This is a genomic window from Lentzea sp. (genome assembly GCF_036380075.1).
Lineage (GTDB): Bacteria > Actinomycetota > Actinomycetes > Mycobacteriales > Pseudonocardiaceae > Lentzea.
In genome coordinates, this window is the sequence record NZ_DASVFL010000258.1 from 1 (window position 1) to 26,890 (window position 26,890).

Genomic DNA, 26,890 nt, shown 5'->3' on the forward strand with positions numbered 1-26,890 from the left:
CGCGAAAAGCGTGCGACTTGACCTGACCCCTCGGGCGCGGCACAACGCGTCAGCACTGCTCGTGACGGGACCACCCCACCTGCCAGGCATGGAAAAAGCCAAGAGCGAAAAGCCAAGAGCAAAAGCCAAGAGCGAAAAGCCAAGACTGCTCGGCTTCGCCTTCGCTTCGGCTCGCCTTCGGCATCGCGCTGGAGGTACGGCTCGCCTGCGGCATCGCGCTGGGAGTGCGGCTCGCCTGCGGCCTCGGCTTTGGTCTCGCCGGACTGTCAGACCCGCTGAGTACGTTGGGTCGCGGGGGAGCCTTCGGCGGAGGGGACCCCTGCGTGAGCGTGCGGTGTGAGGCTGCTCGCGGTGTGAGAGGCGTCTCAGCCCTCGTCGATCACGTCCGGGTCCAGGCCCAGGTAGTTCGCCACTTGTTCGACCAGGACGTCGTGGACCAGGTCTGCCAGGTCCGCGCCGTCCTTCGCGCGGGCCTCCAGGGGGCGGCGGTAGAGAACGATTCGGGAACGGTGGTCCTCGCCTGCCGGGAGCAGGCGGGCCAGGGGGACGTTGCCGTCCTCCACCACTCCGTCCTCGCCTTCCGTCTGCACGTCGGGGACGTCGTCGACGGCCACGTCGAGTTGGGTCAGCTCGGTTCGCCAGCGGGCCTCGATGGGCTCCAGGGCCTCGATGACCAGGGCGTCGAAGCGTTCTGCCCTCGAGCGGGCGGCGGGGAGGGTGGCCGGGTAGAGCGGTCCGCGCAGCCCTCGGCCGTGTCGGTCGCGGTTGCGTCGACGCGGCGAGTCCTGCCGCCGTGAACCCCGTGCCATCACCACAACAGAGCAGCCTAGTTGCTGCCCCCGACGACTAAACACAGCGTGCCTCACACACAGCCTCCCGTGGACGCGCTATCGTCCCCGATCGTGCGGAGCGTGAGACGGTGCTCGCGAACCGGGTGTGCTAACCCGGCTGTCGCCACGCTCACCTACGCCTATGCGGACTCCACCGCAGTCGTCGGACCGCTAGCCACGTACTCCGAACCGCACAGCTACGACCTGTGCGAGGAGCACGCCTTGCGGCTCACGGCGCCGCGTGGTTGGGAGGTCGTGAGGCACCAGGGTGAGTTCGCGGCGCCCGAGCCGAGTGTTGATGATCTGACGGCGTTGGCCGAGGCGGTGAGGGAGGCTGGGCGTGCCGATGTGAGCCCCAAGCTGCCCGACGTGCCCGCCGGGACCCAGCGGCGCGGTCACCTGCGCGTGTTGCCCGATCCGCACGAGGACTGAGTCACCACACGCACCTCTGATCCGCTCGCCGGTAGGCTGCCTGACCAGTGGCCGTCAAGAGCGAGTTTCCTGGGAGTGTGCGGCGTGCGTGACCTGTCCGGCATCGTCAAGGCGTACGACATCCGTGGGGTGGTCGGCGAGCAGTTGGACGCCGGCCTGGTCCGCGACTTCGGCGCGGCCTTCGCGCGTCTCGTGGGCGGGCCCACCATCGTCATCGGTCACGACATGCGCGACTCGTCGCCCGAGCTCTCCAGGGCCTTCGCCGCTGGTGCTCAGGCGCAGGGCGTCAACGTGATCAGCATCGGTCTGGCCAGCACGGACATGCTGTACTTCGCGTCCGGCAAGCTCGACCTGCCCGGCGCGATGTTCACCGCGAGCCACAACCCGGCGAAGTACAACGGCATCAAGATGTGCCGCGCGGGTGCCTCGCCCGTGGGCCAGGACACCGGTCTCGCGCAGATCCGCCAGGACGCCGAGAACCAGGTCCCCGACGCCGAGGGCGTGGAGCAGGGCACGTTCGAGGAGCGGAACATGCTCGTCGACTACGCGGCCTACCTCAACGACCTGGTCGACCTGAAGAGCATCCGCCCGCTCAAGATCGTCGTGGACGCGGGCAACGGCATGGGCGGCTACACGGTGCCGCAGGTCTTCGAGGGCCTGCCCATCGAGGTGGTCCCCATGTACTTCGAGCTCGACGGCAGCTTCCCCAACCACGAGGCGAACCCGCTCGACCCGAAGAACATCGTCGACCTCCAGGAGCGCACCAAGGCCGAGGGCGCGGACGCCGGTGTGGCGTTCGACGGCGACGCCGACCGCTGCTTCGTCGTCGACGAGAACGGCGACCCGGTCAGCCCGTCCGCGATCACCGCGCTGGTGGCCGTGCGCGAGCTCGCCAAGGACCCCGGCGGCACGGTCATCCACAACCTGATCACGTCGCACGCGGTGCCGGAGATCGTGCGGGAGCACGGCGGCGAGCCCGTGCGCACGCGCGTCGGCCACTCGTTCATCAAGGAGGAGATGGCCAAGACCGGCGCCATCTTCGGTGGCGAGCACTCCGCGCACTACTACTTCCGCGACTTCTGGCGTGCCGACACCGGCATGCTGGCCGCGCTGCACGTGCTGGCCGCGCTCGGCGAGCAGGACGGCCCGCTGTCGGCGCTGACCTCGGTCTACAACCGCTACGCCGCCTCCGGTGAGATCAACTCCGTCGTCGAGGACCAGGCGGGCCGGATCGCCGCGATCAAGGACGCCTACGGCTCGAAGGACGGCGTCACGATCGACGAGCTGGACGGTCTCACCGTGCAGCTGGCGGACGGCGCGTGGTTCAACCTGCGCGCCTCGAACACCGAGCCGCTGCTGCGCCTGAACGTCGAAGCCGCCACCCCCGAGGCCGTCGCCGCGCTCAGCGACGAGGTCCTCGCGATCGTGCGGGCCTGAGGGAGAACGAACGTGGTCGTCAAGCTCGAAGAGCAGTTGCTGGAGATCCTCGCCTGCCCGTGCCCCGAGCACGCGCCGCTGCAGGCCGGGACGCCCGCCGACCCGGCGGCGGACTTCCTCACGTGCACCGCGTGCGGCCGTTCGTTCCCGGTGCGCGACGGCATCCCGGTGCTGCTGCTGGACGAGGCGGTCGCGCCGCCCGCGGCTGGGTGACCACCGTGCTCGACGACACGCTGCTCGACGACGCGCGCCGCCTCGCCGACACCGACACCGGTGGCTGGCTGCGCGCCGCCGCACGGGCGGGAGCCCAGGTGCGCGCCACCGCCGAGGCCGCGGCCGAGGCGGGGGTGGAGCGGATCTTCACCGAACGTCCCCGCGCGGTCGTGCTGGTCACCCGGCCCGGCCACGCGGTGGCGGTCGCGGGCGTCGTCATGGCGTTGCTCGGTCCCGGCTGCTCGGTGCCGGTCGTGGTGTCCGAGGAGGTTCCGCCGTGGGTGGGCGCGCTCGACGTGGTGCTCGCCCACACCGAGGACCCCGGTGACCGGGTGCTCGCCGAGTCGATCGACCGCGCGGTGCGCAGGGGCGCCAGGACGTTGCTGACGGCGCCGGACTCCGGTCCGATCGCCGCGGCCGCGGCCGGGCGGGCCGTGCTGCTGCCGCCGCGCATCGACGTGCCGCCCGGCTTCAGCTTCCACCGCGCGCTCGCCGCGTGGCTGCTGGTCCTGAACTCGCTGGGCCTGCTCAAGGTCGACGTGGAGCTGATCGCGGACGAGCTCGACCGCGAGGCCGAGCGCGACCACCCGCAGCACGAGTCGTTCGTGAACCCGGCGAAGTCGCTGGCGCTGCGCGTCGCCGACCGCACGCCGCTGCTGTGGGGCCTCGACGAGGTCGCCACGTCGGTCGGGGTGCACGGCGCGAACGCGCTGGCGGCGTTCGCCGGGGTCGCGAGCGACGTCGCCGGGTACCCGCAGGCGTTGACCCGCACGGTGCTGCACCGCCGCGCCGTGCAGGGGACGTCGGGCGCGGACCTGTTCGCCGACCCGGACGACGAACCGGGCAGCGGCCTCGTGCGCGTGCTGCTGCTGGCCGTGCGCCAGGGCCCGGTGGCCGAGGCCATGAGGCGCGCCGCCGAGGACACCCTGCCGGGAGCGGACGTGCTGGAGCCGGCCGTCGAGGTGGCGGGAGGCGACGCGGTCACCGCCGCGCTGCTCGCGCTGCGCTTCGAGCTGGCCGCGCTGTACCTCGGGCTCGCCGCCGGAGCTCTCGGCGGCAACCCGTACTGATTTGGGAGCTGAGACGAGACGTGGACCTGCTGCACAACGCGGTGAGGCCGTACGCGTGGGGATCGCGCACGGCCATCGCAGAGCTGCTCGGGAAGGAGGTGCCCGCACCCCATCCCGAGGCTGAGCTGTGGATGGGCGCCCACCCCGGCGACCCGTCCCGCGTGGCCGGCGAGGACGGCACCCACCGCTCGTTGCTCGACCTGCTGACCGCGGATCCCGCCGGCCAGCTCGGCACACGCGTGTCCGAGCGGTGGGGCAGCCGGCTTCCGTTCCTGCTCAAGGTGCTGGCCGCCGAGGAGGCGCTGAGCCTGCAGGCGCACCCGTCGGCGTCCCAGGCGGCCGAGGGCTTCGCGGCCGAGGAGAAGCGCGCGGTCCCGCTCGACGCGGCCGTGCGCAACTACAAGGACCCGGCCGCCAAGCCGGAGCTCATCTGCGCGCTGACCGAGTTCCACGCGCTCGCCGGCTTCCGGGCGCCCGACCGCACGGTCTCGTTGCTGCGCACCCTGGACGCGCCCGCGCTCTCGCCGTACACCGGGATGCTGGTCGCCCAGCCCGACTCGTCGGGCCTGCGCGCGCTGTTCACCATGCTGATCACGCTGCCGCAGACGTCGCTCTCGGTGCTGTTGCCGCAGGTCCTCGACGCGTGCGTGCTGCACGTGAAGGAGCACGGCGAGTTCGACCTGGAGTGCCGCACGATCCTGGAGCTGGGCGAGTCCTACCCCGGTGACGCGGGCGTGCTCGCGGCGTTGCTGCTCAACCGCATCGTGCTCCAGCCCGGTGAGGCGATCCACCTGCCCGCCGGCAACCTGCACGCCTACCTGCGCGGCACGGGCATCGAGATCCTGGCCAACTCGGACAACGTCCTGCGCTGCGGCCTCACGCCGAAGCACGTCGACGTGCCCGAGCTGCTGCGCGTGCTCGACTTCACGTGCGGCGACATGGAGGTGCTGCACGGCGAGGAGGTCCAGCCGGGCGTCCGCGTCTACCGCACCCCCGCGCCGGAGTTCGAGCTGTCGCGCCTCGACGTGACCGCGCAGACGCGGATCGACCACGAAGGTCCGCAGATCATGATTTGCACGGACGGCTCCGCGGTACTCACCAACGCGCGCGGAGACGAGCTCAGGCTGGGTCGAGGGCAGGCGGTGTGGCTGCCGGCCTCCGACCCGGCGGTGCTCGTGCGACCGGATGGTGTTGAATCCGCTCAACTTTTCCGCGCGACGGCCGGGAACGACTAAGGTTCCCGACCGGACAAACAGGACTTGTCCTGGCCGGGACCGGGTGCAGCGAGGAGACAGGCGTGTCAGCAGGGGGCGGAACCAAGGCCATCATCGCGGCGCTACTGGCGAACGCCGGTATCGCGGTGGCCAAGTTCGTCGGATTCTTGATCACCGGCTCGTCGTCGATGCTCGCCGAGTCGGTGCACTCGGTCGCCGACACGTCGAACCAGGGCCTGCTGCTGCTCGGCCAGAAGACGGCCCAGCGCAAGGCGAACAGGCTCCACCCGTTCGGCTACGGCCGCGACCGGTACTTCTGGTCGTTCGTGGTGGCGCTCATGCTCTTCACCCTCGGCTCGGTGTTCGCCCTGTACGAGGGCATCCACAAGCTCCAGCACCCGGAGCCGCTGTCGAGCCCGATCGTCGCCGTCGCGATCCTCGTGGTCGCCATCGGTCTCGAGTCCTACAGCTTCATGACCGCCATCAAGGAGTCGAAGCTCATCAAGGGCGACGCCACCTGGTGGGGCTTCATCCGCAACTCCCGCACGCCGGAGCTGCCGGTCGTGCTGCTGGAGGACGCGGGCGCGCTGATCGGCCTCGTGCTGGCGCTGCTGGGCGTCGGTCTCGCGACCGTCACCGGCAACCCGGTCTTCGACGCGCTGGGCACCATTGCCATCGGCCTGCTGCTCGGCGTCATCGCGATCATCCTGATCATCGAGATGAAGTCGCTGCTGATCGGCGAGGGCGCGTCCGACAAGGACCTCGACGTGATCTGCGACGAGCTGGCCGCCGGCAAGGTGCAGCGGGTCATTCACATCAAGACGCAGTACATCGGGCCCGAGGAGATGCTGGTCGCCGCGAAGATCGCGTTGGAGCCGCAGCTGCCGCTGGACGAGGTGGCTCAGGCGATCAACGATGCCGAGCAGCGGGTCCGGAACAAGATCCCGCACGCTCGGTTGATCTACCTGGAGCCGGATTTGGACCGGTCCACGGTCGTTCGGTCCTGATCCTTCTGGTTTTAGGCCGCCCTGGGGTTTCCCCGGGGCGGCTTTTGGTTGGTGAGGTCGCCTCCCCTTCGGCGTCGGCGTCACGTTTCAGGACAAAACACCGGACAAGCTCGTGGTCCGGCGCTTGACCCGTCTCACCTGGTGGATACCTCTAGGGTGGGCCGAATCGGTTTCCATCAAGGAGGAATGCACCGTGCCGGGGAACGGATTGTGGCGCACCAAGTCGATCGAGCAGTCCATCGCGGACACGGACGAGCCGGACACCAAGCTCCGCAAGGATCTGACGGCCTGGGACCTCACGGTCTTCGGGGTCGCCGTGGTGATCGGTGCGGGCATCTTCACGCTGACAGCCAGTACCGCCGGCAACATCGCCGGGCCTTCGGTCTCGTTGAGCTTCGTGCTCGCGGCGATCGCCTGTGCGCTGGCGGCGTTGTGTTACGCCGAGTTCGCCTCGACCGTGCCGGTCGCGGGTAGTGCCTACACGTTCTCCTACGCGACGTTCGGCGAGTTCGCCGCGTGGATCATCGGGTGGGACCTCGTGCTGGAGTTCGCCGTCGGGTCCGCCGCGGTGGCGAAGGGGTGGTCGGCCTACCTCCAGACGACGTTGGGGTTGTTCGGGCTCGACGTGAAGACCGAGGTGGGCGACGGGCTCAGGTTCGACTGGGGTGCGGTGCTGCTCGTCGCGGTGATCACCGTGCTGCTGGTGGTGGGCACCAAGCTGAGCTCGCGGGTCAGCGCTGTCATCACGGCCATCAAGGTCGCGGTGGTCTTGCTCGTGATCGTGCTCGGCATCTCCTACATCAAGGCCGAGAACTACAGCCCGTTCATCCCCCCGGCCGCTGAAGGCGGTCCTGCCGCGCACACCGGCATCGAGCAGTCGCTGTTCTCGTTGATCACCGGGTACTCGGGCAGCACGTACGGCGTGCTCGGGATGCTGGCGGCGGCCAGCATCGTGTTCTTCGCGTTCATCGGGTTCGACGTCGTGGCCACCACGGCGGAGGAGACCAAGAACCCGCAGAAGGCCGTGCCGCGGGGCATCCTCGGGTCGCTGGCCATCGTCACGGTGCTGTACGTGGCCGTCACGCTCGTGATCACCGGCATGGTGCCCTACACGAAGCTCGCCACCCAGCCGGACGGGACGCGGGCCACGCTCGCCAGCGCGTTCGCGGACAACGGGGTCGACTGGGCCGCCACGGTGATCTCCGTCGGTGCGCTCGCCGGTCTGACGACCGTCGTCATGGTGCTGATGCTCGGTCAGAGCCGCGTGCTGTTCGCGATGTCGCGGGACGGGTTGCTGCCGCGCGGTCTCGCGAAGACCGGGCGGCACGGCACGCCCACGCGCATCACGATCATCATCGGTGTGCTCGTCGCGGTCGCGGCGGGGTTCTTCCCCGCGGGCAAGCTCGAGGAGATGGTGAACGTCGGCACGTTGTTCGCGTTCATCCTCGTCTCCGGGGGTGTGCTGGTGCTGCGCAGGACGCGGCCCGACCTCTCGCGCGGGTTCCGGGTGCCGCTCGTGCCGCTGGTGCCGATCCTCGCGATCCTCGCGTGCCTGTGGCTGATGCTGAACCTGACCGCGCTCACGTGGGTCCGGTTCCTCGTCTGGATGGCGCTCGGCGTGGTCGTCTACTTCGTCTACAGCCGCAGGAACTCCGTGCTCGCGAAGCGGGGCGACGGCGAGGTCCGGCCGGAACCGGTGGTCGAGCGCGGCGAAGAGCCGGGCGTCTGACTCGTCACCAACTAACCTGCCGACCATGGGAAACGCGCGGTGGCTCTCCGAGGAGGAGGGGAACGCCTGGCACCACTTCGTCCAGGCGTACCACCTCCTCGAGAGACAGATCGAACAGCAGCTGCAACGCGACGCGGGACTCTCGCACGCGCAGTACAACGTGCTCGTCGTGCTGTCCGAACAACCCGGCAACCGCATGCGGATGACCGAGCTCGCACGGCGCGTGGTCGTGTCGAAGAGCTCGTTGACCTACCAGATCGGCAAGCTGGAGAAGGCGGGACTCGTGCGGCGCGAACCGCACGAGTCCGACGAGCGCGGCATCCTCGCCGTGCTCACCGACGTGGGCAAGGTGCTGCTGCGGACCACCGCGCCCGGTCACGTCCTCACCGTCCGCGAGTACCTGATCGACCTCTTCACGCCGGAGCAACTGGGGCAGCTCGGCGAGTTCATGCGGATCGTGCACGAGAAGGCGGACGACTAGAGCGTCAGCAGGCCGCGGTCGTCGAGCCAGCCGGCCACGTCATCGGCGGTGTGGCGGGTGACGTCGAACTCGAACACCGGCAGGATCGACTGCTCCGCCAGCTCCCGGAGCTGGTGCTGCTCCTCGACGAACGGCCGCAGCGAGACGTACTGGGCGGGGTTGGCGCTGATCTTCAGCCGCTCCTCCCGCGCCTGCTCGAACGTGTCCTCCGGCCGGGTGCACAGCACGATCGCGAAGTTGAGCGGCTTGAGCCGTTTCTCCAGCCAGCCGAAGTCGAACTCGCGTCCCTGCCGCGCCTGGTAGGCCTTCGTCGACAGGTGGAAGCGGTCGACGATCCACGAGTAGTAGCGCTGGAGCTCGAACATCCGCACCCACGTCTCGTAGGTCTCGATCGCCTGCGCGGTCTCCTCCGGCGCGAAGTCGATCAGGCCGCGGCCCCACGGCTCGTTGGTGAATCCGCTCCACTCCGCCGAGATCAACGGCGAGTGGTAGCGGTACCTGCGGTGCCCGACGAGCCGCGGGTGCTCGTTCAGCGCGTAGGCCAGGTCCGTCTTGCCGGTCAGGCGCGTGCCTTCGAGGACCACCTTGGGCGTGAGCTTCATGGTGGCAAGCTAGTCCCGTGATCCTGTGCCTCGACGTCGGTTCCACCTGGACCAAGGCCGCTCTCGTCACCGAGGAGGGCGAGCTGGTCCGCACCGGTCAGCACCCCACCACGCCGCCCGAGGTGCTGCACGGCATCGACGCGTTGCGCGCCGAGGTGGGCGACGGCGAGGTCCTGGCGTGCTCGTCGGCAGGCGGCGGGCTGCGGCTCGCGGTCGTCGGGCAGGAACGCGTCGTCAGCGCCGAGGCCGGGTACCGGGTCGCGCTGTCGGCCGGGGCCAAGATCGTCCACGTCAGCGCGGGGCCGGTCGACGTGAAGGCGTTGCGCGCGTCGTCGCCGGACCTCGTGCTGCTGGTCGGCGGCACGGACGGTGGCGACCAGTCCGTTCTCCTGCACAACGCCGCGAAGCTCGCCCGCGTGGCCGTGCCGATCGTGCTGGCGGGCAACGTCGAGGCACAACCGGAAGCGTTGCGGTTGCTGGCGAAGCGGACCGTGGTGGCGTGCCCGAACGTGCTGCCGGACGTCGGTCAGCTCGCCCCCGAACCGGCGCGCAGGGCGATCCGCGCGGCGTTCCTGGACCACGTGATCGGCGGCAAGGGCCTGTCGCGCGGGCCGCGGTTCCGGCAGCTCGTGCGGGCCGTGACGCCGGACGCCGTGCTGGCGGGGGTGTCCCGGCTGGCGGCGCAGGACCGGGAGGGCGCTGTGCTGGTGGTCGACGTCGGCGGCGCGACGACGGACGTCTACTCCGCGGTGTCCACGGTGGACAGTGAAGGTCTGGAGAGGACGGTCGCCCTGCCGCCCGACCGCCGCACGGTGGAGGGCGATCTCGGGATGCGCTGGTCGGCGCCGGGCGTCGTCGCGGAAGCGCTGACCGAGCGCCTGACGACCGAGGACCTCGCGGAGGAGGCCCGGAAACGAGCCGAGAACGTCGGCTGGTTGCCAGAGGATCCGGCGGTCGACGTGAAGCTGGCGTCGTTCGCGGCGATCCTGGCCGTGCGCAGGCACCTGCGGCAGGTCGACGGTCAGCTCGGCCCGCACGGCGCGGGGCTGCTGGTGTTGTCGGGCGGCGTCTTCCGGCACACGCCCGACATCGCGCCGGTCGTCGAGGCGCTGCGGACCGACCCGGTGCTGCGGCCGGTGCTGCGGACCGCGGAGATCACCGTCGACCGCGACTACGTGCTGGCACCGGTGGGCCTGCTCGCCGAGTCGGGGCGGCTGGAGGCCGCCGACCGACTGGCGAAGCGGCTGGGTTAGGCGGATTCCTCGTCGTCCTCGACGAACTCCAGGAGGTCGCCGGGCTGGCACTCCAGCACCCGGCACATCGCCTCCAGGGTGCTGAACCGCACCGCCTTCGCGCGGCCGTTCTTCAGCACCGCCACGTTGGCCGGCGTCAGCCCGACCTTCTCCGCGAACTCGCCGACGCTCATCTTGCGCTTGGCCAGCTCGACGTCGATGCGCACGACGATGGCCATCAGATCACCGCTTCCATGTCGGAGCGAAGCGTAGTGGCGCGTTGCAGCAGGGCCCGCATCACGACGAGCACGAGCCCGATCACGCTGACGGCCGACGTGAACAGGAAGAACAACACGATCACGCCGGGGTCGTCCGCGTGGACGCCGACCCAGACGAACACCCCGACCAGCACGACCCACGCGGCCGCGATGGCCCACACCATCACGTTCACCCACTTGATCGCGCCCTCGGTGAAGATCAGGTCCTTGCGCACCAGCGTGAGGAGCTTCCAGGTGGCGACGATCACCACCTGCACGCACACCACCCAGAAGATCGACACGATCGTCGACGGCCACCTCAGGTGCGCCTCCGCCGGGTTCTGCTCCGCCATGTACGCGTAGGAGCCGGGGATCGACAACGTCTCCAGCACGACGAGGATCCCGAACAGCGCCACCAGGAAGACCCGGAGCGCCGTCACCGCCCAACGTTCAGAAATCATGCATCGAGTATCGGTAGGCATCTATCGAAAGTCAATCGGTAGTGATCGTGTCGCAACAGGTCTCTACAGTGGGCGCGTGGGACTGCGCGAACGCAAGAAGACCGAGACGCGGGCGGCACTGGCGGCCGCCGCGCTGCGCCTCGCCCTGGAGAAGGGCGTCGACGACGTGCGGGTCGACGAGATCGCCGAGGCGGCCAACGTCTCGCCGCGCACCTACAACAACTACTTCCCCAGCCGCGAACACGCGGTCGTCGCCGGCATCACGGCCGAGCGCGCCCTCAAGGTCGTCGAGGAGCTGCGGTCCCGCCCGGCCGACGAGCCGCTGGTCGAGTCGATCGTCGCCGCGTTCGCCGAGCAGTACCGCGAACCGCCGTCGGAGGCGCAGGCGCTGATCACCTCGACGCCGTCGTTGCGCGAGGCCTACCTCGACTCGGTGACGTCGATGGAACCGCCGATCGCGGAGGTGATCGCCGAGCGGCTGGGCGTGTCCGAGCTGGGCGCGACCGTGCTGGCCGCAGCGGTGTCCGCCGCCGCACGGATCGCCGTGCGGAGGTGGGTGGACGTCCGGCCGTCCGGACTGGTGGTGGTGCCGGCGCAGTCCGTGGAGGACCTGCTGCGTGAGGCGATCGGCCACCTCGCGCCAGCCCTCAGGTGAGCTCGTCCTTCAGCACGCACATCAGCAGCGAGTCGTGCCACTCGCCGTCGCGGAAGAACGACTGCCGGAACCGTCCGTCGACCTGGAAGCCGACCTTCTCGTAGGACCGGATGGCGCGGGTGTTGGCCTCGACGACGCCGAGCTCGATCGAGTGCAGCCGCATCGTGTCGAACCCGTACCGGCAGACCGTGCGCAGCGCGTCCGTGCCGTAGCCGCCGCCCCAGAAGTCCTTCTCGCCGAGGTAGATGTCGACCTCGGCGCGCGCGTTGACCGGATCGGCGTCCCGCAGCGCGACGACGCCGATGGCCTTGCGCTCCTGCAGCGTCTCGATGCAGAACGTGATCTTGTCGTGCGCGTTCTCCCGCCGGTCGGAGAGCCGTTTGCGCAGCGACGCCAGCGACTCGTGGAAGTAGGCCTGCAACCAGCGCATGACCTCCTCGTCGTTGTGCCAGCGGTAGAACGCCTCGGCGTCCTCCGGTTCGACGGGCCGCAGTCGGACGAGATCCCCGGTCAGCATGGCTCGCACCCTACTCAGGGAGAACGACGAGCCCGTCTGCTTTTCCGGCTGACGGGCTCGCCGTGGCCACCTGGATTTCAGAGGGTGAGCGGCGGGAAGCCGTCGACCGCGTCGGACACGGTCTGAGCCAACCGGCGTTCGAACTCCGTGTTTTGGGTTCCCCTTTCGGCGTCCCAGAGGCTCGCCTGCACCTTGTTGGGCGCTGCCGGATCACGCACCGCCGCATCGAAGTCGATGAAGTTGTCCGCGCCCAGGTTGGCGTAGTTGGTCCGGATCTCGTTGTTGAGCTGCTTGCGCAGTAGTTCTCTGGGGTCGTCGGCGTCCAGGCCGCGCGGGGAGATCGTGCACAGCACGACCGAGATCGGCGTCCCGTCCGGTCTGAGGTATTTCTTCACCCCCCGCGTGCTGGTGGGCGACAGGAGCTTGACCAGATCGGCGCGGTACGACTCCAGCGTTTCCCCCTCGTCCGGGGAGTTCGTGTCGAGGATGAGAGTCCGCAGGTTCGGCTGGCCGAGCATGTACTGCTCGCGGTGGTCGAGCGCGTCCTGCACGTCCGAGTAGTACCCGGTGTTCGCGATGCTCCCCTTGAGCTTGGGACCTAGTGCCTCTGCCAGGAAGTCGGTCCACGTCGGCCACCACGTCACCTCGTCGGCCGCGTAGGCGTCGGAGTACCAGGTGTTGCTCAGCACCGCCACGGTGCCCTCGGACGGGTCGTTCGTCGAGATCTCGATACCGGCGAGGTACAGGGTGTGCGCGTAGTACCACGTTCCGTCCGGACCGGAGTACACATCGGCACCACTGGTCACCGCGTCGCCAGGAGCGCGGAACGTCGCGGTGTTGTGCGCGGTGTTCTGCGGGACCTCTGGTGCTGACGCGGGTAGCGCCACGCTGACGACCAGGTTGCCACTGCTGCCGGTCATGTTCGGGAACGGGACCGGGTCGCTGTAGACCTCACCGCCCGCCGGCAGCGTGATGCTCTGGTTGCCGCCGAACGTCAGCAGCACCGGGGTGCCGGTGGTGCCGGCTCCCGTGCCGGACTGCGCCGCCAGGCTGGTGCGCAGGATGGTGTTCGGCACGTTCGCCGTGGCGTTGGACAGCTTGACCCGCATGGTCTGGCTGGTCTCCGAAGGGTGGACGATCATCCGGTAGGTGGAGCCGCCGGGATAGGACCTGTCCTCCGTGCCCCACATCGCTGTGGAGAAGGCGCCCAGCCACCCCGTGGCGACGGGAGCAGGGGCGATGGAGAACACGTGGAGCGAGCTCTGCCCGCAAGCGTTCGGGAGCACGTTCGCGCCCGTGCTCGGCAACGTCACCGAGGCGATCGTCTTCCGTGGGTCGGCTGGCGCGAACACGGCGTACAGGTTCGGTTTGTCGCTTTCCTGTTCGGTTCCCTGCAACCGGTGCGGAAGCGTCACCACGGCGTTGTCGTCGAAGAAGTCGTCGTCGGTCCAGTTGGGTGAGCCGGGCACTGCCGGGTTGGAAGTCGTGCCGTCGGTGTAGGTGATCGTCATCGTCGACGGCTTCGTCTCGCCGCACGTGCTTGCGACGAGCATGCCGACCGACGACGCCTTCACCTGCTGGCCAGCCGGTAGCGGGATGGTCTGGCCCATCGCCACCACGTTGTCGTTGCCCGTGGCGGGGTTCGCGGTGGGGATGCTGAAGGTCGCGCGGTTGACGGCGACCTTCGATCCCGGTGCCAGTCCGGCGGCCGCGAGCGTTGCGGTGGAGATCGAGAAGCCGTTGTGGTCGAGGTTCGCGGGGGTGGTCTCCGAGCCGATGCCCTTGTTGTTCATGGCGTCGGTAAAGCTCGCCGCGGTGAGGTTGTTGATCGCGACGGCGGTGAGGTAGTCGACACCCGCGGTGTGGCCGGAGGACGCGTCGTTCTTGCCCACCACGGTGATCGTGAGCTTATGCTGGCCGGCCTTGAGATGGGCGCCACCCAGCATGAGCGGCGTGGTGCGACCGCCGGATGCCTGGTAGCCGTCCCACGGTTCGCTGTCGGTGCGCATCAACGCGATGCCGTCGACCGCGATGCGGACCTTGCCGCGGTTCTCCTTCTTGCTCATCGCGACGCTGAGCGCGTAGTCGGCCTCGGCGGGGACGCTGAAGGTGAGGTCGAACGACTTGTTCTTGTCCGGGGCGGCGAACAGCAGTTGTGCGCCCTGCGACCAGGGCCCGCCGTTGGTGGCGGTCTGCTGCTCGACGCTCAGCGGCACGTTCTGGCCGGTGGGCTGCGAGGTGGTGACCTGAGCCGGCAACTCGGCCTCGTAGCGGGTCGTTTTGGTGAGCGTGATGTGGTCCAGGCCGACGCGGTACCTGTCGCCGGCGCTGTTCGGGTTGGTGCCGGTGATGGTCGCTGTCAGAGTGTGCGATCCCGTGGTGAGGCGCCGGATGCCCAGCTGGGTCAAGGCGTTGATCACCTTGGGGTTGTAGGCATCGAACGATCCGACCGGCTTGTCGACATCTGGTTGCCCGATCGCCTGGCCGTCTAGCGTGAACGCCACCTGGGCGTAGTCGGTGGCCTTGGTCAGGCCGACGGCCAGCTGGTAGTCGGCCTCGCCGGCGACGGTGAAGTAGAGCGAGAACGACTGCCCGACGGCACTGCCCTGGAACAGCAGCTGCTGGCCCCCTGACCAGCTGGCGTTGCAGCAGTTGCTCTGGGAGCTGAGCGACCTGCTTTGCCCAGGGGGTTGCGTGGCGGACACCGTCTCGGCTTCGAACCGCGTCACCGACTGACCCGTGTTCGGGGCCACGTAGACCACCTGAGAGGTTTCCGGCGAGGCGTTGTGCGCGTCGTCGAAGCTGCGCACGTGCAGCGTGTGGAATCCGGCCGTGAGACCGGCGGGGATGGGCAGCCAGGTCGGGCCCACCGCGCTCGCCGGAGCCCACGTGCCGGTGTTCGAGCTCGTGGGGGTGTAGTCACAGGACTGGGTGTTCGGCACCGGTGCGGTGCCGGAACCGACGAAAGAGTAGGCATAGCCGGAGATGTTGGCCGCACCGTTGGCGTTCACCGCGATGGCGCCGGCGGCCCCCTGCGGCGCGCCCCAATAGCCGTCCGGGTAGTCCACCGACGAGACGATCGCGGGTGCGGCGGTGATCGGCGCCGACTGGATGCGGAACCAGTACCAGGGCGACCAGGTGCCGTTCCACAGGTTCCGGCCGGCATCACCGGGGTACTCGTTGTACACCGCGATCCGGTAGGCGTAGTCGCCGTCGCCCAGTGCCGTGGGTATCTGCCATCCCGCCTGCGTGCCGGACGCGACGACCTCGCTGCCGGAAGCCTTCAGCTCGCTGCCGACGCTGTTCCAGACCTCGTAGTGCAGGCCGACCCGCAAGGGCGGGTTGTTGTTGTCCGTCGCGGTGCCGTACAGCCTCGGCCGTGCGTCCGGCGTGATGGCCACCCCCGTGCAGGTGACGCCGTTCGAGACACCTTGAACGGCGGCGGGGCCGGGCGGGAAGCTGTAGGAGATGTCGAAGTGCGGCGCCGTCCCACCGGAGGTGCCGAACTTCTTCCACTGCACGTCGTTGCCCTCGTTCGGGGCCTTCAGCGCCATGTGGACGTTGGACCAGCTGTTGTTCGCGCTCTCCTGGGCGTAGTCCTTGACCGCCTGGTTGTCGAACTTCACCCCGGCCGCGCCGTTGCACTGGACACCCGCACCTGAGCTGCGGGAGTCCAGGTCGGCGCCCAACGGCTGGTTGTTCCACCGCAGGCCCGCGTCGAAGTACCCGGCCTTGGTCAGCGTCACCGGCTGGGCGGTGCACCTGGTAGCACCCCACACCTGCGTGAACCACATCTCCGCCGACCACACCACGGCCGTGTAGCCGTTGCGCTTCTGCAGTGGGCTGGTGTCGATGCGGAAGTACGAGCGCGCGACGGTGAGGTCACCGCACTCGCCCTCGCCGTTCCAGCACCGGCCGACCTGGGCGTTCATGTTGGCGTTGAAGTAGAAATACCCGTTCTGGGTCACCTCGCCCCACGCCTGCTGTCCGCCGTTCATCCCGGGGTCGATGTACACCGGGTACTTGACGTCCTTGCCCGCCAGAGCTTCCAGGTTCGGCCTGATGCTCAGATCGGTCTTCCGGTCCGCCACCTGGCTGGTGGTGACGTCGAGCTTGGTGAGCTTGGCACCGCCGGGATCGATCACGGTGGGCGCCGGTCCGCTCTGCTCGCGGTGGTCGCTGTCCCACATGACAGGCGTCGAACCGCTGAACACCACATCACCTTTGGCGTCACGAGCGGACAGCACACCGTCCTTGGCGGCGAGGGCGAGGCCTTCGGTCGTGGCGGTCAGCTTGATTTCCCGCAGCGCTTGGTTCTCGGCCGCCTTCTTGTCGTGCACCACGAGAACGTGCGTGTAGCCGACGGCGCCGGCGGACACCACCAGGTCCACGCCGGGGTAGACGTCCTTGTACGTGGCGGTGTTCTCCTTCAACGACGGCTTGGGCAACTCCGCCGGCCAGCTCCACGCGATCTTGCCGCGGGAACCGGCCAGCGTGATCGCCGGCCCGGTGCCGCCACCGGAGAACTTCAGCCCCTCGATCGTGGCGACCGTCGACACCGACCCGTCCGCGTTGGCGCGCAGCGTGGTGTCGATCGGCACCCACCTGCCGTCCCGCTTGACCCGTTGCGGGGAGGCGTAGCTGCGCAAGGTGAAGGTGCCGTCCGGGTTTGCCAGCACTTCACGCGTTTCGGTGGTCGCCTCGGGAACGGCCACCGGCTTTCCGGTTTCCCGGGCGATGTCGAGAGCGGTCTTCTCGGGTTGTGTCGTCGGCGCGGATCTCGCGACGGGCGGTGGAACGGCCAAGGCCGGGGCCACGCCCGTGGCGGCGAGTCCCGCCGCCATGAGCGCAGCCGTGAAAACGATGCGACGCATTACAAAATCCCCCCAGGGCGTCTGGTTCTTCAGTCCTGCACGAGCGTGTAGTCCGGGACGTCGTCCTCCTCGCCGGGCTCGATCCGGATTCCACCCGGTGGTACGACGACGGTGTTGGGCATGAGTCCGTTCAGGCAGCTGTCGCACCAGAACATGAACATGGCTTTGTGAGGTTCCTGGACGTGGACCACGTAGACCAGCCGGAGGGCGTGTTCCCCGCACGACGGGCACGCGAGCGTGCCGACGACGGCTGGATCTGAGTGGGCCGTGTTGAAGACGTCCAGCCAGCGGTCTTCCAGAGATGGATCCGACATGGGCTCATCCTCCATCGTGGATGGCCTTGCCGTGCGTGGCCCACCACCAGTACTCGTACGAGTAGGCGTCCTGCTCGAACGGTGTCGCCTCTTCCTTCGTGCGCGGGTACTTCCAGCCTTCCCTGAGCTGCGTCACGTGGTGTCGCTCGTGAGCCAGCGTCCTGGCCAGCGTCTCTTCGTTGTAGAAGGCGTCGCGGCGGAGCGTGACCACCTGGTTGGCCCTGGTCGAGCCTTCGGGGTTGGCCTGTTTGAGGTTGATCCTGACCTCCACGCCGTCGAGGTCGATGCCGTACTTGCACGCGATCTGGCAGACGGTTTCCTGCGTTCTCGGCAGCACCCTGCCGATGCCGTACACGCGGTTGGTGTTCAGTGCGACCTCGGCACCCGCCCCGACGATCTTCGACCCGATCGCCACCGCGCCCTTCGCGAGTGGTCCCGCCACCAGCGGGCCGAAGCCCAGCACGCAGTCGCCGACCGAGCCCTTCAGCACGCAGTCGGTCATCTTGTCGACACCCGTCAGCCCGACGATCAGATCCCGGATCTGTTCTTTCACCGCCTTGGGCGTGTGCGTGACGATCGGTGGGTGCGACTTGTTGAACGCCGCTCGTTCGGCGCGCGTCAACGGGTCTGGGCCGACCCGTGGCTGGTTGCTCTGCGGTTGCGGGGTCGGGCAGTTCGGCATCGTGGTGAACCAGATGGTGATCAGCACGGCCGGCAGGTAGATCGGGATCTGCGGCCCGATGAAGTTCTGCCGCCACACCTCGATGTAGCCCCACTGCAGTGAGATGTGGGCGACCAGGTAACTGCGCCCGGCCATGATCCTGATGTCGTTGGCCATGCCGAGCGCTTCCCGGATGCCGGCATCGCCGACCCCCAGGATGGTCAGCTCGCCGGAAGGGTCGCTCCGGGTGACCGGGTTGTTCTCCGCGTAGGTGTAGCCGCAGAGCTGGTCGGGGTCGGCCAGGTTGAGCACGGGGTCGACCGAGATGAACCGGCCGGTAGCGCTGTCATACTTGCGCGCCCCGATGTCGGTCAGGCCGGTGTCCGCGCTGGTCGGTTTACCGAGGAAACCCCTTGCGTCCGGCCAGGTTCCGCCCTCGACGGCGCCGATCGCGTTGCCGTACGGGTCCATCGTGCGGCGGGTGACGGCGAACGTGACGGCGTCGACCGCGACCGACGCGGTGTTGTGCTGGTCGGTCACCAGGTACCTCGGGTTGGTGTTGCCGACGCGCACCGCGATGGTGACGCCGTTGTGCGTGTAGTACCGGGTGCCGGTCACCACTCCGGTCGACGTGTCCCGCGTCCACTCCTGGCCCGGCAGGTAGAGCGTGGCCTTGCCGGGTTCGCGCTTGAGCAGCTGCCCGCCGTCGCCGTCGTAGAGATAGCTCGTCACGCCCTTCGTGGTCGTGACCGTCGCGAGCCTGTTCTCCCTGTCCCAGGTGAGGGACTGACCCGGCCGGACCGTCGTGTTGCCGGACGCGTCGTAGTCGTACGTGACGGTGTTGCTGCTGCCGCCGGGGCCGGTCGTCGTCGTGCTGGACAACGCGTGCGGCTTCGAGCTGCCGGGGCCGGGGTCCGGGTAGGTGTACGACGTGGTCGTGTCGCCGGCGGTGGCGTGCTGCGTCTGCGACTCTCGCAGGCCGCCGGGCTTGAACGTCCACGAGGTCCAGTACGGCGCGACGTTGCCGAGCTTGCTCGTGGACGGCGTCCCGGCGCAGTTGTCGGTCGTCGTCCACGCACTGCTGAGCCTGCTCAACGGGTCGTAGCTGAAGCATTGCGTGCGCACGGGTGCGGTGTCGCCGTGTCCCTGCGTGTTGACCGATCTGGTGATGTTGCCGACGGCGTCGTAGCTGTACCGGGTGTGGTCGATCTGCGGAAGTGCCTGCTGCGCAGATAGGTTCACGTCGGTCAGCCGGCGGGTCTGGGCGTCGTAGTCGTACGTCAGCCACGCCTGGTTGGTGTTCGGACCGAGGGCGAACTGCGAGTTCTCACCGAACGGCGTGTACTGCGACTTGTCGACGTAGACGTTGTAGCCCGTCGTCTTGTCCGGCCGGCCGAACCTGTCGTAGGTGATCGAGATGGCCTCACCGGGAAGGCCGCCCGCGGTCGGGGGCTGGAAGATCGTCAGCTGGCCGGTGCTGGTGTAGCCGAGCAACGTCTCGTGGTAGCCCGAGAGACCGGTCTCGGTGGACGGCACCTGCGTGAACTGCTTGGCAGGTTCGCCGCGGCCGTTGTACGAGGCGACACCGGTGAGCCAGTTGCCGGTCGGCGTGAACCGCGTGGTGTAGAAGAGCTTGCCCACGCCGTTTTGCGCACCGTCCCAGGTCCACGACGTGCGTTTGAGCCCGGAGGTGGAGTCGTCGAACGCGGCGGTTTTTCGGCCGAGCTCGTCGTGCGTGTAGGCGGTCACCTGGCCGCGGGCGTTCTTCGTGGACGTGACGAGGCCGGCGAGGTCGTACTCGGTGAACGACGTGCCCTTGTCCGGGTCGACCTGTTCGTGCAGACGGCCCAGGAAGTCGAACTTGTAGGTCCAGACGTTGCCCGCCGAGTCGGTCACCTGGTCCTGCTGGCCGATCGCGTTGAAGCGGTACTGCGCGGCCTCGTACGTACCGCCGGTGACGACGTCGCTGTTGACAGCGGGCGGGGTCTTGTAGCGGCGCAGCTCCACCATGCGGCCGCGGGAGTCGGTGACCGACGTGGTCGCGACACCGCCCTTCGGGGGCAGTTCGGTCAACCGGTCGCCGCCGTAGATCGTGCGCGTCTGCCAGGTCTGCGTCAGGCCCTTGTACGCCGCCGACACCGTCGGCCTTCCGGAACCGTCGTAGGTGTAGACCGTGCGGTCATCCACCGCGCTCGCCGCCACCGATACCATCGACGTAGCCGGGGCACCGGACGTCAGATAGCGGTTGTTGGTGACCTTCTTCCAACCGTGCGAGTCGTAGAAGGCGTCGCTGACGACCCTGCCACCGCCGACGGCGTCCGTCTGCGTCTGGCGTACGTTGCCGAACGAGTCGCGCAGCTCGACGCTGGTGATGTAGCTGGTGCCCTCGCCGTAGTCGACCAGCGCCCTGCTGGTGATCGCCAGCGGCCCGTCGGTGCGCAGCACGTAGTCGAAAGTGGACGAGGCCGGTGTGCTCCCCTTGACCTGGCCGGGTTTCCACGCCGCCTTGAGCCTGCCGAGCGCGTCGTACTCGGTGTCGGTGCGTCGCCCGCCGATGTCCACCGTGCCGGTGGTCAGCCCGCGCGCGGGGTCGGCCTCGACGCTTTCGATGTGGCCCTTGGGGTTGGTGATGACGGTCTTGCTCAGCACACCGCCGTCGGACGGCGTGAACGCGTAGGTCGTCGTGTAGTTGCGGGCATCGGTGTTGGAGGCGGTCCGGCCGGCCGCGTCGTACCCGGTCTTGCCGGTCGTCGCGTACGTCAGCGTGCCGTTGTCGTTGCCCGTGGCGGTGTCGGCACGGGTCGCGTTGCCGGGGCCGGGCACGTCACCTAGCTCGGTCTTGTTGTCGTAGTAGGTCCGCACCGACGCCGTGACCTTCATAGCGGTCGGGCCTCCGGTCGCCGGGCAGGCTTCCGAGGACGTGGTGACCTGCTTGACCTTCGTGCGGATCCACAGGGTGGTGTTGTCGGCGTACTCCGTGCTGACGCACTGGTCGCCGACACCGTCCGCGGAGTCGGTCTTGGCGACCAGCCTGCCGATCTCGTCGTAGCGGTTGGTGCTCGTCGTGGTCCTGGTGCCGCCGGCGGCGATGTCGGTGATCGTCCGCACCCTGCCGGCCTGCACGATGTTCGCGGTGAGAGCCGGCAGCCCGTCGCGGTTGCGCGTCGCGGTGGTGGCGACCTTCACCGGGTCGTTGATCGCGCTGGTGAGCCGGGACCCGTTCTCCCCGTTGAACGACTGGGTCTCACGCGGCGAACCGGCGAACACGTCCTCGTCGGTGATCGAGTCGCCCAGCGAGCTGCTGACCGAGGCCGTCCGCTTGCCGCCGCCGGGAAGCTGGTCACCGTCCATGCCACGGAAATACCTGGTGCGCAACAACGTCCTGGTGTCGGGGACGTCATCGAACGCGGTCGCGGGGTTGCCGGTGCGCGTCTCGACCTCGCTGTAGCCCCGGAACTGGCCGTAGGTGCGGTACTTCGGCTTGACGACCTCGTTGTCGTCGTAGTGCCACGCGGGCGCACCGACGTAGGTGTACTCGGTGACCTGGGTCGGCGAGAGCGCGTTGGCGTCCTGCTGCTCGACCTTCGTCGCGACGTACTTGTGGAAGTAGTCGAGGATCGGGTTCTCGTTGAGCGGTGGGGCCCAGTACACCGGGAAACAGCGCTTGTCGTTGTGCGCCGCGTCCGTCGGCATCGACCCGAGCGTGCAGTCCGGGGTGCTGTAGGTGACGGTGATGACCGCGCCGGTGTCCGTGGTGATGTTGCCGAGGCGCCAGTGCTCCATCTTCGGCTGGTTGTTGAAGCCGCTCACCCGGTTCGCGTAGACCTGACCGCTGAACCTGATCGGCGGGACGGTGATCGCCGGACTGGCCGAGTGACCGGTCCTGGTGATCGAGTCCAGCCACAGCTCCTTGTCGACCGCGCCGGGAAACTGCTGGGCCAGTTCGTAGGTGTCGACCTTCACCGGCGTGGAGCCGAGGTTGTACTGGGTGGTGATGCTGGTCAGCCGTTTGGTGGACCAGAACGTCGGGGCGTGGTTGTCGCACGCCTTGCCCGCGACGCACTGCTGGTCCTGTGGCGTGTCCGGCCAGTGCTTCGCGTTGGCCGCGGTGAACTTGGTCGGGTCGCAGTCGAACCCGTCCGCGGGGATACAGCGCTCAGAGGTGTTGAACAGGACCTGGTCGGGTGCGACCGAGGCGTAGACGCTGTTGCTGACCTTGCGCAGGCCGTAGTCGATGCGCTTGAGCGTGCCGCCGCGGGTGTAGTTGACGCCCGTCGTGCCGTTGTTCTGACCGTACTGGTTCGTCTCCGGCGAGTAGTAGTAGGCGACGGCGTTGCCGTGCGGGTCTTCGACGTAGTCGAGGTTGAACCGCCAGCCCATGTCGCACTTGGACTGCGCGAAGCCCGAGGTGCTGTGGCAGGGGCCGTCCGAACGAGGGCTGTAGACCGGCACGGTCCACGCGGAGTTCGTCGCGTTCTCGGCGGAGGAGCCAGGCAGGCGGTTGAGGCCGAAGAAGTACTGCAGGCCGTCGGTCGTCGTGACCTTCCAGTGCTCACCGTTGTGGGCGCCGTTGCTGGCGCCCGTCGCCAGCTCTACTTTGGCGCCGTTGTCGTCCGTGGAGCGCCAGATGTTCTTGTTCTCGTCCCACACCAGCGCGGCGGTCTGGCCGTTGAGGCTCATCGTGACGACCGGTCCGGCCCAGCACAGGTCACCTGTCCGGTTCGCCTCCGGCAGCTTGTCGTCGTCGGCGCACGGCCGGTAGGTGCGTTCCACGAAACCTGGCTCGTAGTTCCAGCCCTGCCCGATCCACCCCGGCTGATTGTTCGTCGCAGCCGTGCGACCGTCCACAGTGGCCGAGTTGTACGACAGCGCGACCTTGGGCTCGATCGCTTTCCCGGTACCCGCCGGCGGCAGGGCGATGGGATAAGACCAGGTGAACGCACCGGTGTTGCCGGTGACGCCCCAACTCCCCGACGGCGACAGCGAGCTCGCGGTGAACGAGCCCGACGCGCCGGAGCTGTCGGCGAGCGCGGCGAGGACCTGCTCGGTCCGCGCGGTGTCGACGTCCGCGGTCACCGTCTGGCTCGCCGCGTCGTTGCGCGACGCCAGCGGGGTCCTGGTACGGCACTCCGCCTTGTCCGGTGTGGTCAGGACGCAGGCGGGCAACGCGACGAGCCGCAACCGGGACGCGTAGGAAGCACCCGCGGCGTTGAGGAAGCTCGAGTAGTCGACGGCGACCTCGACCTTGCCCGACGTGCTCGGCGCGACCGACAGAACGACGCCGGTGATCCCGGCCCTGCGTGCGACCTCCTGGTCGGCGACGCGCACCCTGACCTTGGCGTCCCCGCCGCGCGACCGGTCCGGCACGGCGACCAGGACCGGAAGTGAGCCGACGCGGTGAGCAGTGGTGACGGCGGGTTCGCCGAGGTCCGCCCTGCGCGGCACGGCCGTCGTCTTCGGCAGGACGACCTCGCCCTCGCCGGCGGCGGGCCAAGCCGCGTCCTTCAGCTGTTCAGGCGCCGGCATCGCCGGTGCTGTGGTGCGCCTCAACGGCTGGTTGGTGGTCGAGACGGACCTGGTCTGGGCAACCTGAGGTGCCTTGACAGGTGCGGCGACCGCCGTGCCGGTGACGGTGGAAATGATCAGTGCGATGACCAAGCCGATGCGTGCGGCGCGCGTGAATCCGGTTTTCGGCGCACGCGAACAAGACCCCGAACGTGCCACAGTCGTTCCCCCCAGAATCGACGCCGCTGCAAGCAGGCGACGCGAACTGTAGCCAGGCTGAAGACGATCTCGATATCCACCAACCGGTGGAACAGCAGGTCAGGCGAGTTCTGGCCGCGTTTCCGGCTTGCGCGCGAACGGCAGCGGTGCCGCCTCCGGCGCGTCCACCTGCGTCAGCCCCGCCGCGATCGCCACCGCGCGGTCCCACTCCGGGTCCGACGTGTAGTCCGAGTGCGCCGACACCCCGGACTTCCAGCGCCGGCCGGGGAACGGACCGCGCTGCGGATCCGGCAGCCAGTGGTCGCCGCCCAGCACGAGCGCTCCGGTGGGCCCGCGCAACGCCGGCGCCAGCGCGCCCTCGGTTCCGTCGGCCCGGTAGCCGACGCCGAGCAGCATCCCGTCGAACACCTGCCGCCGCCACGTCGTCACCGCGCCGCCCAACGGGTCCGTGCCCCGGCACAGCGCCCGCCAGCGCCCGTCCAAGCCGCCGGCCAGCTTGGCCAGCGACGCGTGCGGCACCACCGCGGGGAACGCCCGCGGGTACGCCCACTGCAGCTGCGACCCGGCCGTGACCAGCCCGATCCGCTCGCGGTCGTACGGCGACAGCTCCTCCAGCAGCCGCGCCGCCGCGACGGCGACGAGCAGCGAGCCCTGCGAATGTCCGCAGAGGACCACGCGGGTGCCGGGGTCGCGCAGGTGGTCGCGCACGCGCTCGACCAGTTCCGGCACGACCTTCAACGCGTAGCAGGGCGGCACGATCGGGTGCGCCTCGCGCGGCCAGAACTGCGCGATGTCCGCGATGATCCCGAGCCGCCTGCCCGACTCCGGCTGCCGCGCCGCCAGGTACACGGCCCGCAGCAACGACACCGCGAGCAGACCCAGCACGCCGACGCCGAACGCCGAGAACGGCGAGACCCAGGTGGCCGGCGAGATGTTGCGCACCCGCAGGACCGTCGCCACCACGGCGCCGACCACCAGCACGGACGCGATGATCAGGATCAGGTGGTGGCCGTGGTTGCGTTCCCAGCGCGCCCACCACCACGCGCGCGTCGCCGCGCGGAGGTCGCGCATGCGTCCGGAGTGCAGCAACGACGCCTCACGCGCCCACACCTTGCCCTTGCGGAACGCCCGCCACCGCACCGCTCCGGTGAACGACGCCACCGCGAACGTGCTCAGCAGCCCCAGCGCTCCCGCCACACCCCACAGCAGCGTGATGTAGTCGTACCCGACGGGCAGGTGCAGCTCGGAGCCCAGCGCCTTGCGGATCGGCAGGGCGACGCCCGCGCCGAAACCGCCGCCGAGCAGCCCGGCGACCGCCAGCACCGGCGCGGAGAACCAGCCTCCCGCCCACGGCCGCAGCTCGCGCGGCAACGCCTTCCAGGAGCCGCGGGCGAGCAGTGCGGCGGGCACCAGCAGGACTCCGAAGATCACCAGCACGAACGCCATCAGCAACGCCACGACCTGCATCGTCACGTCGGCGCCCGGCACCCTCAGCGGCAGCTGCTCCTGCAACGCCAGCGTGGCGACCACGAGCAGGACGGACAGCACCAGCAGCACGCGGCGGGGCTTCTTGCCCAGCGCGGCCCGCAGCCACCGGCCGCCCCGGTGCGGCGCGCCGCCCGTCGGGTCGTCGAGCAGCAACACGCCGAGCACCGACACGCCCAGGAACACCAGCGAGGCCGTCCACGCCACCGCGACCGCCACGCCCATGCCGCCGGAGGCCGTGAGCTGCCGCAGCGGACCGCCGAGCGCGATCAGCGACGCCACCGCCAGTGCCGCGACGACGTGCAACGACCGCAGCGCCGGCGTGTCCGGGTCGGTCGCGACGTGCGCGCCGGGCAGTCCGGACGCGGGCTGCTGCTCCTTCTCCTCGGCGTCGGCGATCTCCCGGCGCTCGATCCGCCAGTCGACGTGCGACACCCGCCGCATCACCGCGATCACCAGGACGATCGGGAGCAGCCCGAGGAACGTCCGCAGGTAGGGCAGCGACCGGACGTCGTCGGAGACGCTGCCCAGGCACGGGGTGCCGGGGCGGAGGCACTGCGCGGCGACGAGGTCCAGGCTGACCACCGAGATCTGCGCGACCAGCAGCGTCGTCAGCAGGAGCGCGAACACCCTCAGCAACGACCGCAGGCCGATGCCGAGCAGGTGGGCGGGCAGGTTGCGCTCCGGAACCGGCGGCAGCATCCAGTGCGCGACGTTCGCGATGCTGAACGGGAAGAGCAGCGCCCAGGTGGCCTTGGCCACACCTCCGGACGTCATGCCGCCCCAGAGGTAGCCCTCGACGACGCGCGGGATGGGCCGGCCGTCGGTCTGCAGCACGGGTCCGGGCGCCGGCCTGCGGAGTCTGTCGGCGGGACGCACGATGCGTCCCAGCCCGTCTCCTGCCACGTCCACGGCCGCGACGGCGTCGACCAGCGTCTGCGGCGTCGTTCCTTGGACGCCGTGCACCCGCAGTTCGACGACACGTGTGTCCGGGCCGGCAATCAACACCGGAGACCTCCCTCACCCAGAGTAGGGGTCATAGTGGTGCATGAATGGGCGGTATGGTCGGACGACACCCTCTCTGAAGTGCCTTGGAGGACTTCGCAATGACCGCGGACCGGTTGCAGACCCGCAACGGCATCGACTTCGCAGTGGCCGACCTGTCGCTCCACGAGTTCGGTCGCAAGGAGATCCGTCTGGCCGAGCACGAGATGCCCGGCCTGATGGCGTTCCGCCGCGAGTACTCCGGGGTGTACCCGCTCAAGGGCGCCCGCATCTCCGGATCGCTGCACATGACGATCCAGACGGCTGTGCTCATCGAGACCCTGGTTGACCTGGGCGCCGAGGTCCGCTGGGCCTCGTGCAACATCTTCTCGACGCAGGACCACGCGGCCGCGGCCGTCGTCGTCGGTCGTCCAGAAACCGGCGGCACGGTGGACGCGCCGCGCGGGATTCCGGTGTACGCCTGGAAAGGTGAAACGCTTGAAGAGTACTGGTGGTGCACGACCGAAGCGCTGCTCTGGCCGGACGGCTCCGGTCCGACGCTGATCGTGGACGATGGCGGCGACGCGACGCTGTTTGTGCACAAGGCGTATGAATTCGAGAAGGCCGGCAAGGTGCCGGCGTTCGACGAGGCGAACGACCCGGAAGAATGGGGCGTGATTCTCGACACGATCAAGCGCGAGCTCAAGGCGC

Annotated in this window: 20 protein-coding genes; 11 read left to right on the forward strand and 9 right to left on the reverse strand. The window is 69.1% G+C overall.

Translation table 11 applies throughout. The features are described 5' to 3' along the window. Positions 1 to 365 precede the first annotated feature (365 nt). Positions 366 to 809: a metallopeptidase family protein gene (locus VF330_RS27995; protein WP_330854675.1), complete on the reverse strand. Its 444-nt coding sequence runs from the start codon at positions 807 to 809 to the stop codon at positions 366 to 368. Positions 810 to 902: 93 nt separating this feature from the next. Between VF330_RS27995 and VF330_RS28000 the strand changes: the two genes are divergently transcribed. The 8 genes from VF330_RS28000 (at position 903) to VF330_RS28035 (ending at position 8,413) form a co-directional block, all read left to right on the forward strand. Beyond that, on the forward strand, positions 903 to 1,262 hold the full coding sequence (locus tag VF330_RS28000; protein WP_330854676.1) for a DUF3499 domain-containing protein: 360 nt from the start codon (positions 903 to 905) through the stop codon (positions 1,260 to 1,262). An 84-nt stretch (positions 1,263 to 1,346) separates the two neighbouring features. Further along, on the forward strand, positions 1,347 to 2,699 hold the full coding sequence (locus VF330_RS28005; RefSeq protein WP_330854677.1) for a phosphomannomutase/phosphoglucomutase: 1,353 nt from the start codon (positions 1,347 to 1,349) through the stop codon (positions 2,697 to 2,699). Between the two features lie 12 nt (positions 2,700 to 2,711). Next, positions 2,712 to 2,912 (forward strand): Trm112 family protein, encoded by a 201-nt coding sequence (locus tag VF330_RS28010; protein WP_330854678.1) that lies wholly within the window; start codon positions 2,712 to 2,714, stop codon positions 2,910 to 2,912. Between the two features lie 5 nt (positions 2,913 to 2,917). After that, positions 2,918 to 3,982 carry a hypothetical protein gene (locus VF330_RS28015; RefSeq protein WP_330854679.1) on the forward strand — a complete coding sequence of 355 codons (1,065 nt, stop codon included), beginning with the start codon at positions 2,918 to 2,920 and terminating at the stop codon, positions 3,980 to 3,982. Between the two features lie 20 nt (positions 3,983 to 4,002). Then, entirely contained in the window at positions 4,003 to 5,217 is a 1,215-nt protein-coding gene (manA, locus tag VF330_RS28020) for a mannose-6-phosphate isomerase, class I (RefSeq protein WP_330854680.1), read from the forward strand. 62 nt (positions 5,218 to 5,279) lie between these two features. Continuing rightward, a complete protein-coding gene (locus tag VF330_RS28025; RefSeq protein ID WP_330854681.1) occupies positions 5,280 to 6,203 on the forward strand; it encodes a cation diffusion facilitator family transporter in 924 nt (307 codons plus the stop codon). A 193-nt stretch (positions 6,204 to 6,396) separates the two neighbouring features. Beyond that, positions 6,397 to 7,932 (forward strand): amino acid permease, encoded by a 1,536-nt coding sequence (locus tag VF330_RS28030; RefSeq protein WP_330854682.1) that lies wholly within the window; start codon positions 6,397 to 6,399, stop codon positions 7,930 to 7,932. Between the two features lie 25 nt (positions 7,933 to 7,957). Then, complete coding sequence (locus VF330_RS28035; protein ID WP_330854683.1) at positions 7,958 to 8,413, forward strand: MarR family transcriptional regulator; 456 nt, start codon at positions 7,958 to 7,960, stop codon at positions 8,411 to 8,413. On the opposite strand, the gene VF330_RS28040 is transcribed toward VF330_RS28035, so the two are convergent. Further along, a complete protein-coding gene (locus tag VF330_RS28040) occupies positions 8,410 to 9,015 on the reverse strand; it encodes a hypothetical protein (protein WP_330854684.1) in 606 nt (201 codons plus the stop codon). The genes VF330_RS28035 and VF330_RS28040 overlap by 4 nt on opposite strands. 17 nt (positions 9,016 to 9,032) lie before the next feature. Here VF330_RS28040 and VF330_RS28045 point away from each other — a divergent pair, with 17 nt between their 5' ends. After that, complete coding sequence (locus VF330_RS28045) at positions 9,033 to 10,268, forward strand: glutamate mutase L (protein ID WP_330854685.1); 1,236 nt, start codon at positions 9,033 to 9,035, stop codon at positions 10,266 to 10,268. Here the strand turns inward: VF330_RS28045 and VF330_RS28050 are convergent. Together VF330_RS28050 and VF330_RS28055 are read right to left on the reverse strand one after the other, a co-directional pair. Beyond that, positions 10,265 to 10,486 (reverse strand): helix-turn-helix domain-containing protein, encoded by a 222-nt coding sequence (locus tag VF330_RS28050; RefSeq protein WP_191304748.1) that lies wholly within the window; start codon positions 10,484 to 10,486, stop codon positions 10,265 to 10,267. The genes VF330_RS28045 and VF330_RS28050 overlap by 4 nt on opposite strands. Further along, positions 10,486 to 10,965 (reverse strand): DUF2975 domain-containing protein, encoded by a 480-nt coding sequence (locus tag VF330_RS28055; protein WP_330854686.1) that lies wholly within the window; start codon positions 10,963 to 10,965, stop codon positions 10,486 to 10,488. Before VF330_RS28055 ends, VF330_RS28050 begins: the two co-directional genes overlap by 1 nt. Before the next feature lie 76 nt (positions 10,966 to 11,041). Between VF330_RS28055 and VF330_RS28060 the strand changes: the two genes are divergently transcribed. Further along, entirely contained in the window at positions 11,042 to 11,620 is a 579-nt protein-coding gene (locus VF330_RS28060; RefSeq protein ID WP_330854687.1) for a TetR/AcrR family transcriptional regulator, read from the forward strand. Here VF330_RS28060 and VF330_RS28065 read toward each other — a convergent pair. The 5 genes from VF330_RS28065 to VF330_RS28085 form a co-directional block, all read right to left on the reverse strand. After that, positions 11,613 to 12,137 carry a GNAT family protein gene (locus VF330_RS28065; RefSeq protein ID WP_330854688.1) on the reverse strand — a complete coding sequence of 175 codons (525 nt, stop codon included), beginning with the start codon at positions 12,135 to 12,137 and terminating at the stop codon, positions 11,613 to 11,615. The two genes, VF330_RS28060 and VF330_RS28065, sit on opposite strands and share 8 nt — an antisense overlap. A gap of 77 nt (positions 12,138 to 12,214) precedes the next feature. Continuing rightward, complete coding sequence (locus VF330_RS28070; protein WP_330854689.1) at positions 12,215 to 17,011, reverse strand: SGNH hydrolase; 4,797 nt, start codon at positions 17,009 to 17,011, stop codon at positions 12,215 to 12,217. Positions 17,012 to 17,040: 29 nt separating this feature from the next. Next, positions 17,041 to 17,325 (reverse strand): hypothetical protein, encoded by a 285-nt coding sequence (locus tag VF330_RS28075; RefSeq protein ID WP_330854690.1) that lies wholly within the window; start codon positions 17,323 to 17,325, stop codon positions 17,041 to 17,043. 4 nt (positions 17,326 to 17,329) lie between these two features. Continuing rightward, entirely contained in the window at positions 17,330 to 23,512 is a 6,183-nt protein-coding gene (locus tag VF330_RS28080; protein WP_330854691.1) for an RHS repeat-associated core domain-containing protein, read from the reverse strand. A 297-nt stretch (positions 23,513 to 23,809) separates the two neighbouring features. Next, positions 23,810 to 26,203, reverse strand: a complete 2,394-nt coding sequence (locus VF330_RS28085; protein WP_330854692.1) for a hypothetical protein — start codon at positions 26,201 to 26,203, stop codon at positions 23,810 to 23,812. A 98-nt stretch (positions 26,204 to 26,301) separates the two neighbouring features. Between VF330_RS28085 and VF330_RS28090 the strand changes: the two genes are divergently transcribed. Further along, on the forward strand, positions 26,302 to 26,890 hold a 589-nt coding region (locus tag VF330_RS28090), incomplete at its 3' end, for an adenosylhomocysteinase (protein WP_330854693.1).

Coding starts and splice junctions, on each gene's coding strand:
- VF330_RS27995 (WP_330854675.1), bottom strand. CDS start 809: ATGGCACGGGGTTCACGGCGGCAGGACTCGCCGCGTCGACGCAACCGC.
- VF330_RS28035 (WP_330854683.1), top strand. CDS start 7,958: ATGGGAAACGCGCGGTGGCTCTCCGAGGAGGAGGGGAACGCCTGGCAC.
- VF330_RS28040 (WP_330854684.1), bottom strand. CDS start 9,015: ATGAAGCTCACGCCCAAGGTGGTCCTCGAAGGCACGCGCCTGACCGGC.
- VF330_RS28050 (WP_191304748.1), bottom strand. CDS start 10,486: ATGGCCATCGTCGTGCGCATCGACGTCGAGCTGGCCAAGCGCAAGATG.
- VF330_RS28055 (WP_330854686.1), bottom strand. CDS start 10,965: ATGATTTCTGAACGTTGGGCGGTGACGGCGCTCCGGGTCTTCCTGGTG.
- VF330_RS28065 (WP_330854688.1), bottom strand. CDS start 12,137: ATGCTGACCGGGGATCTCGTCCGACTGCGGCCCGTCGAACCGGAGGAC.
- VF330_RS28070 (WP_330854689.1), bottom strand. CDS start 17,011: ATGCGTCGCATCGTTTTCACGGCTGCGCTCATGGCGGCGGGACTCGCC.
- VF330_RS28075 (WP_330854690.1), bottom strand. CDS start 17,325: ATGTCGGATCCATCTCTGGAAGACCGCTGGCTGGACGTCTTCAACACG.
- VF330_RS28080 (WP_330854691.1), bottom strand. CDS start 23,512: ATGCCGGCGCCTGAACAGCTGAAGGACGCGGCTTGGCCCGCCGCCGGC.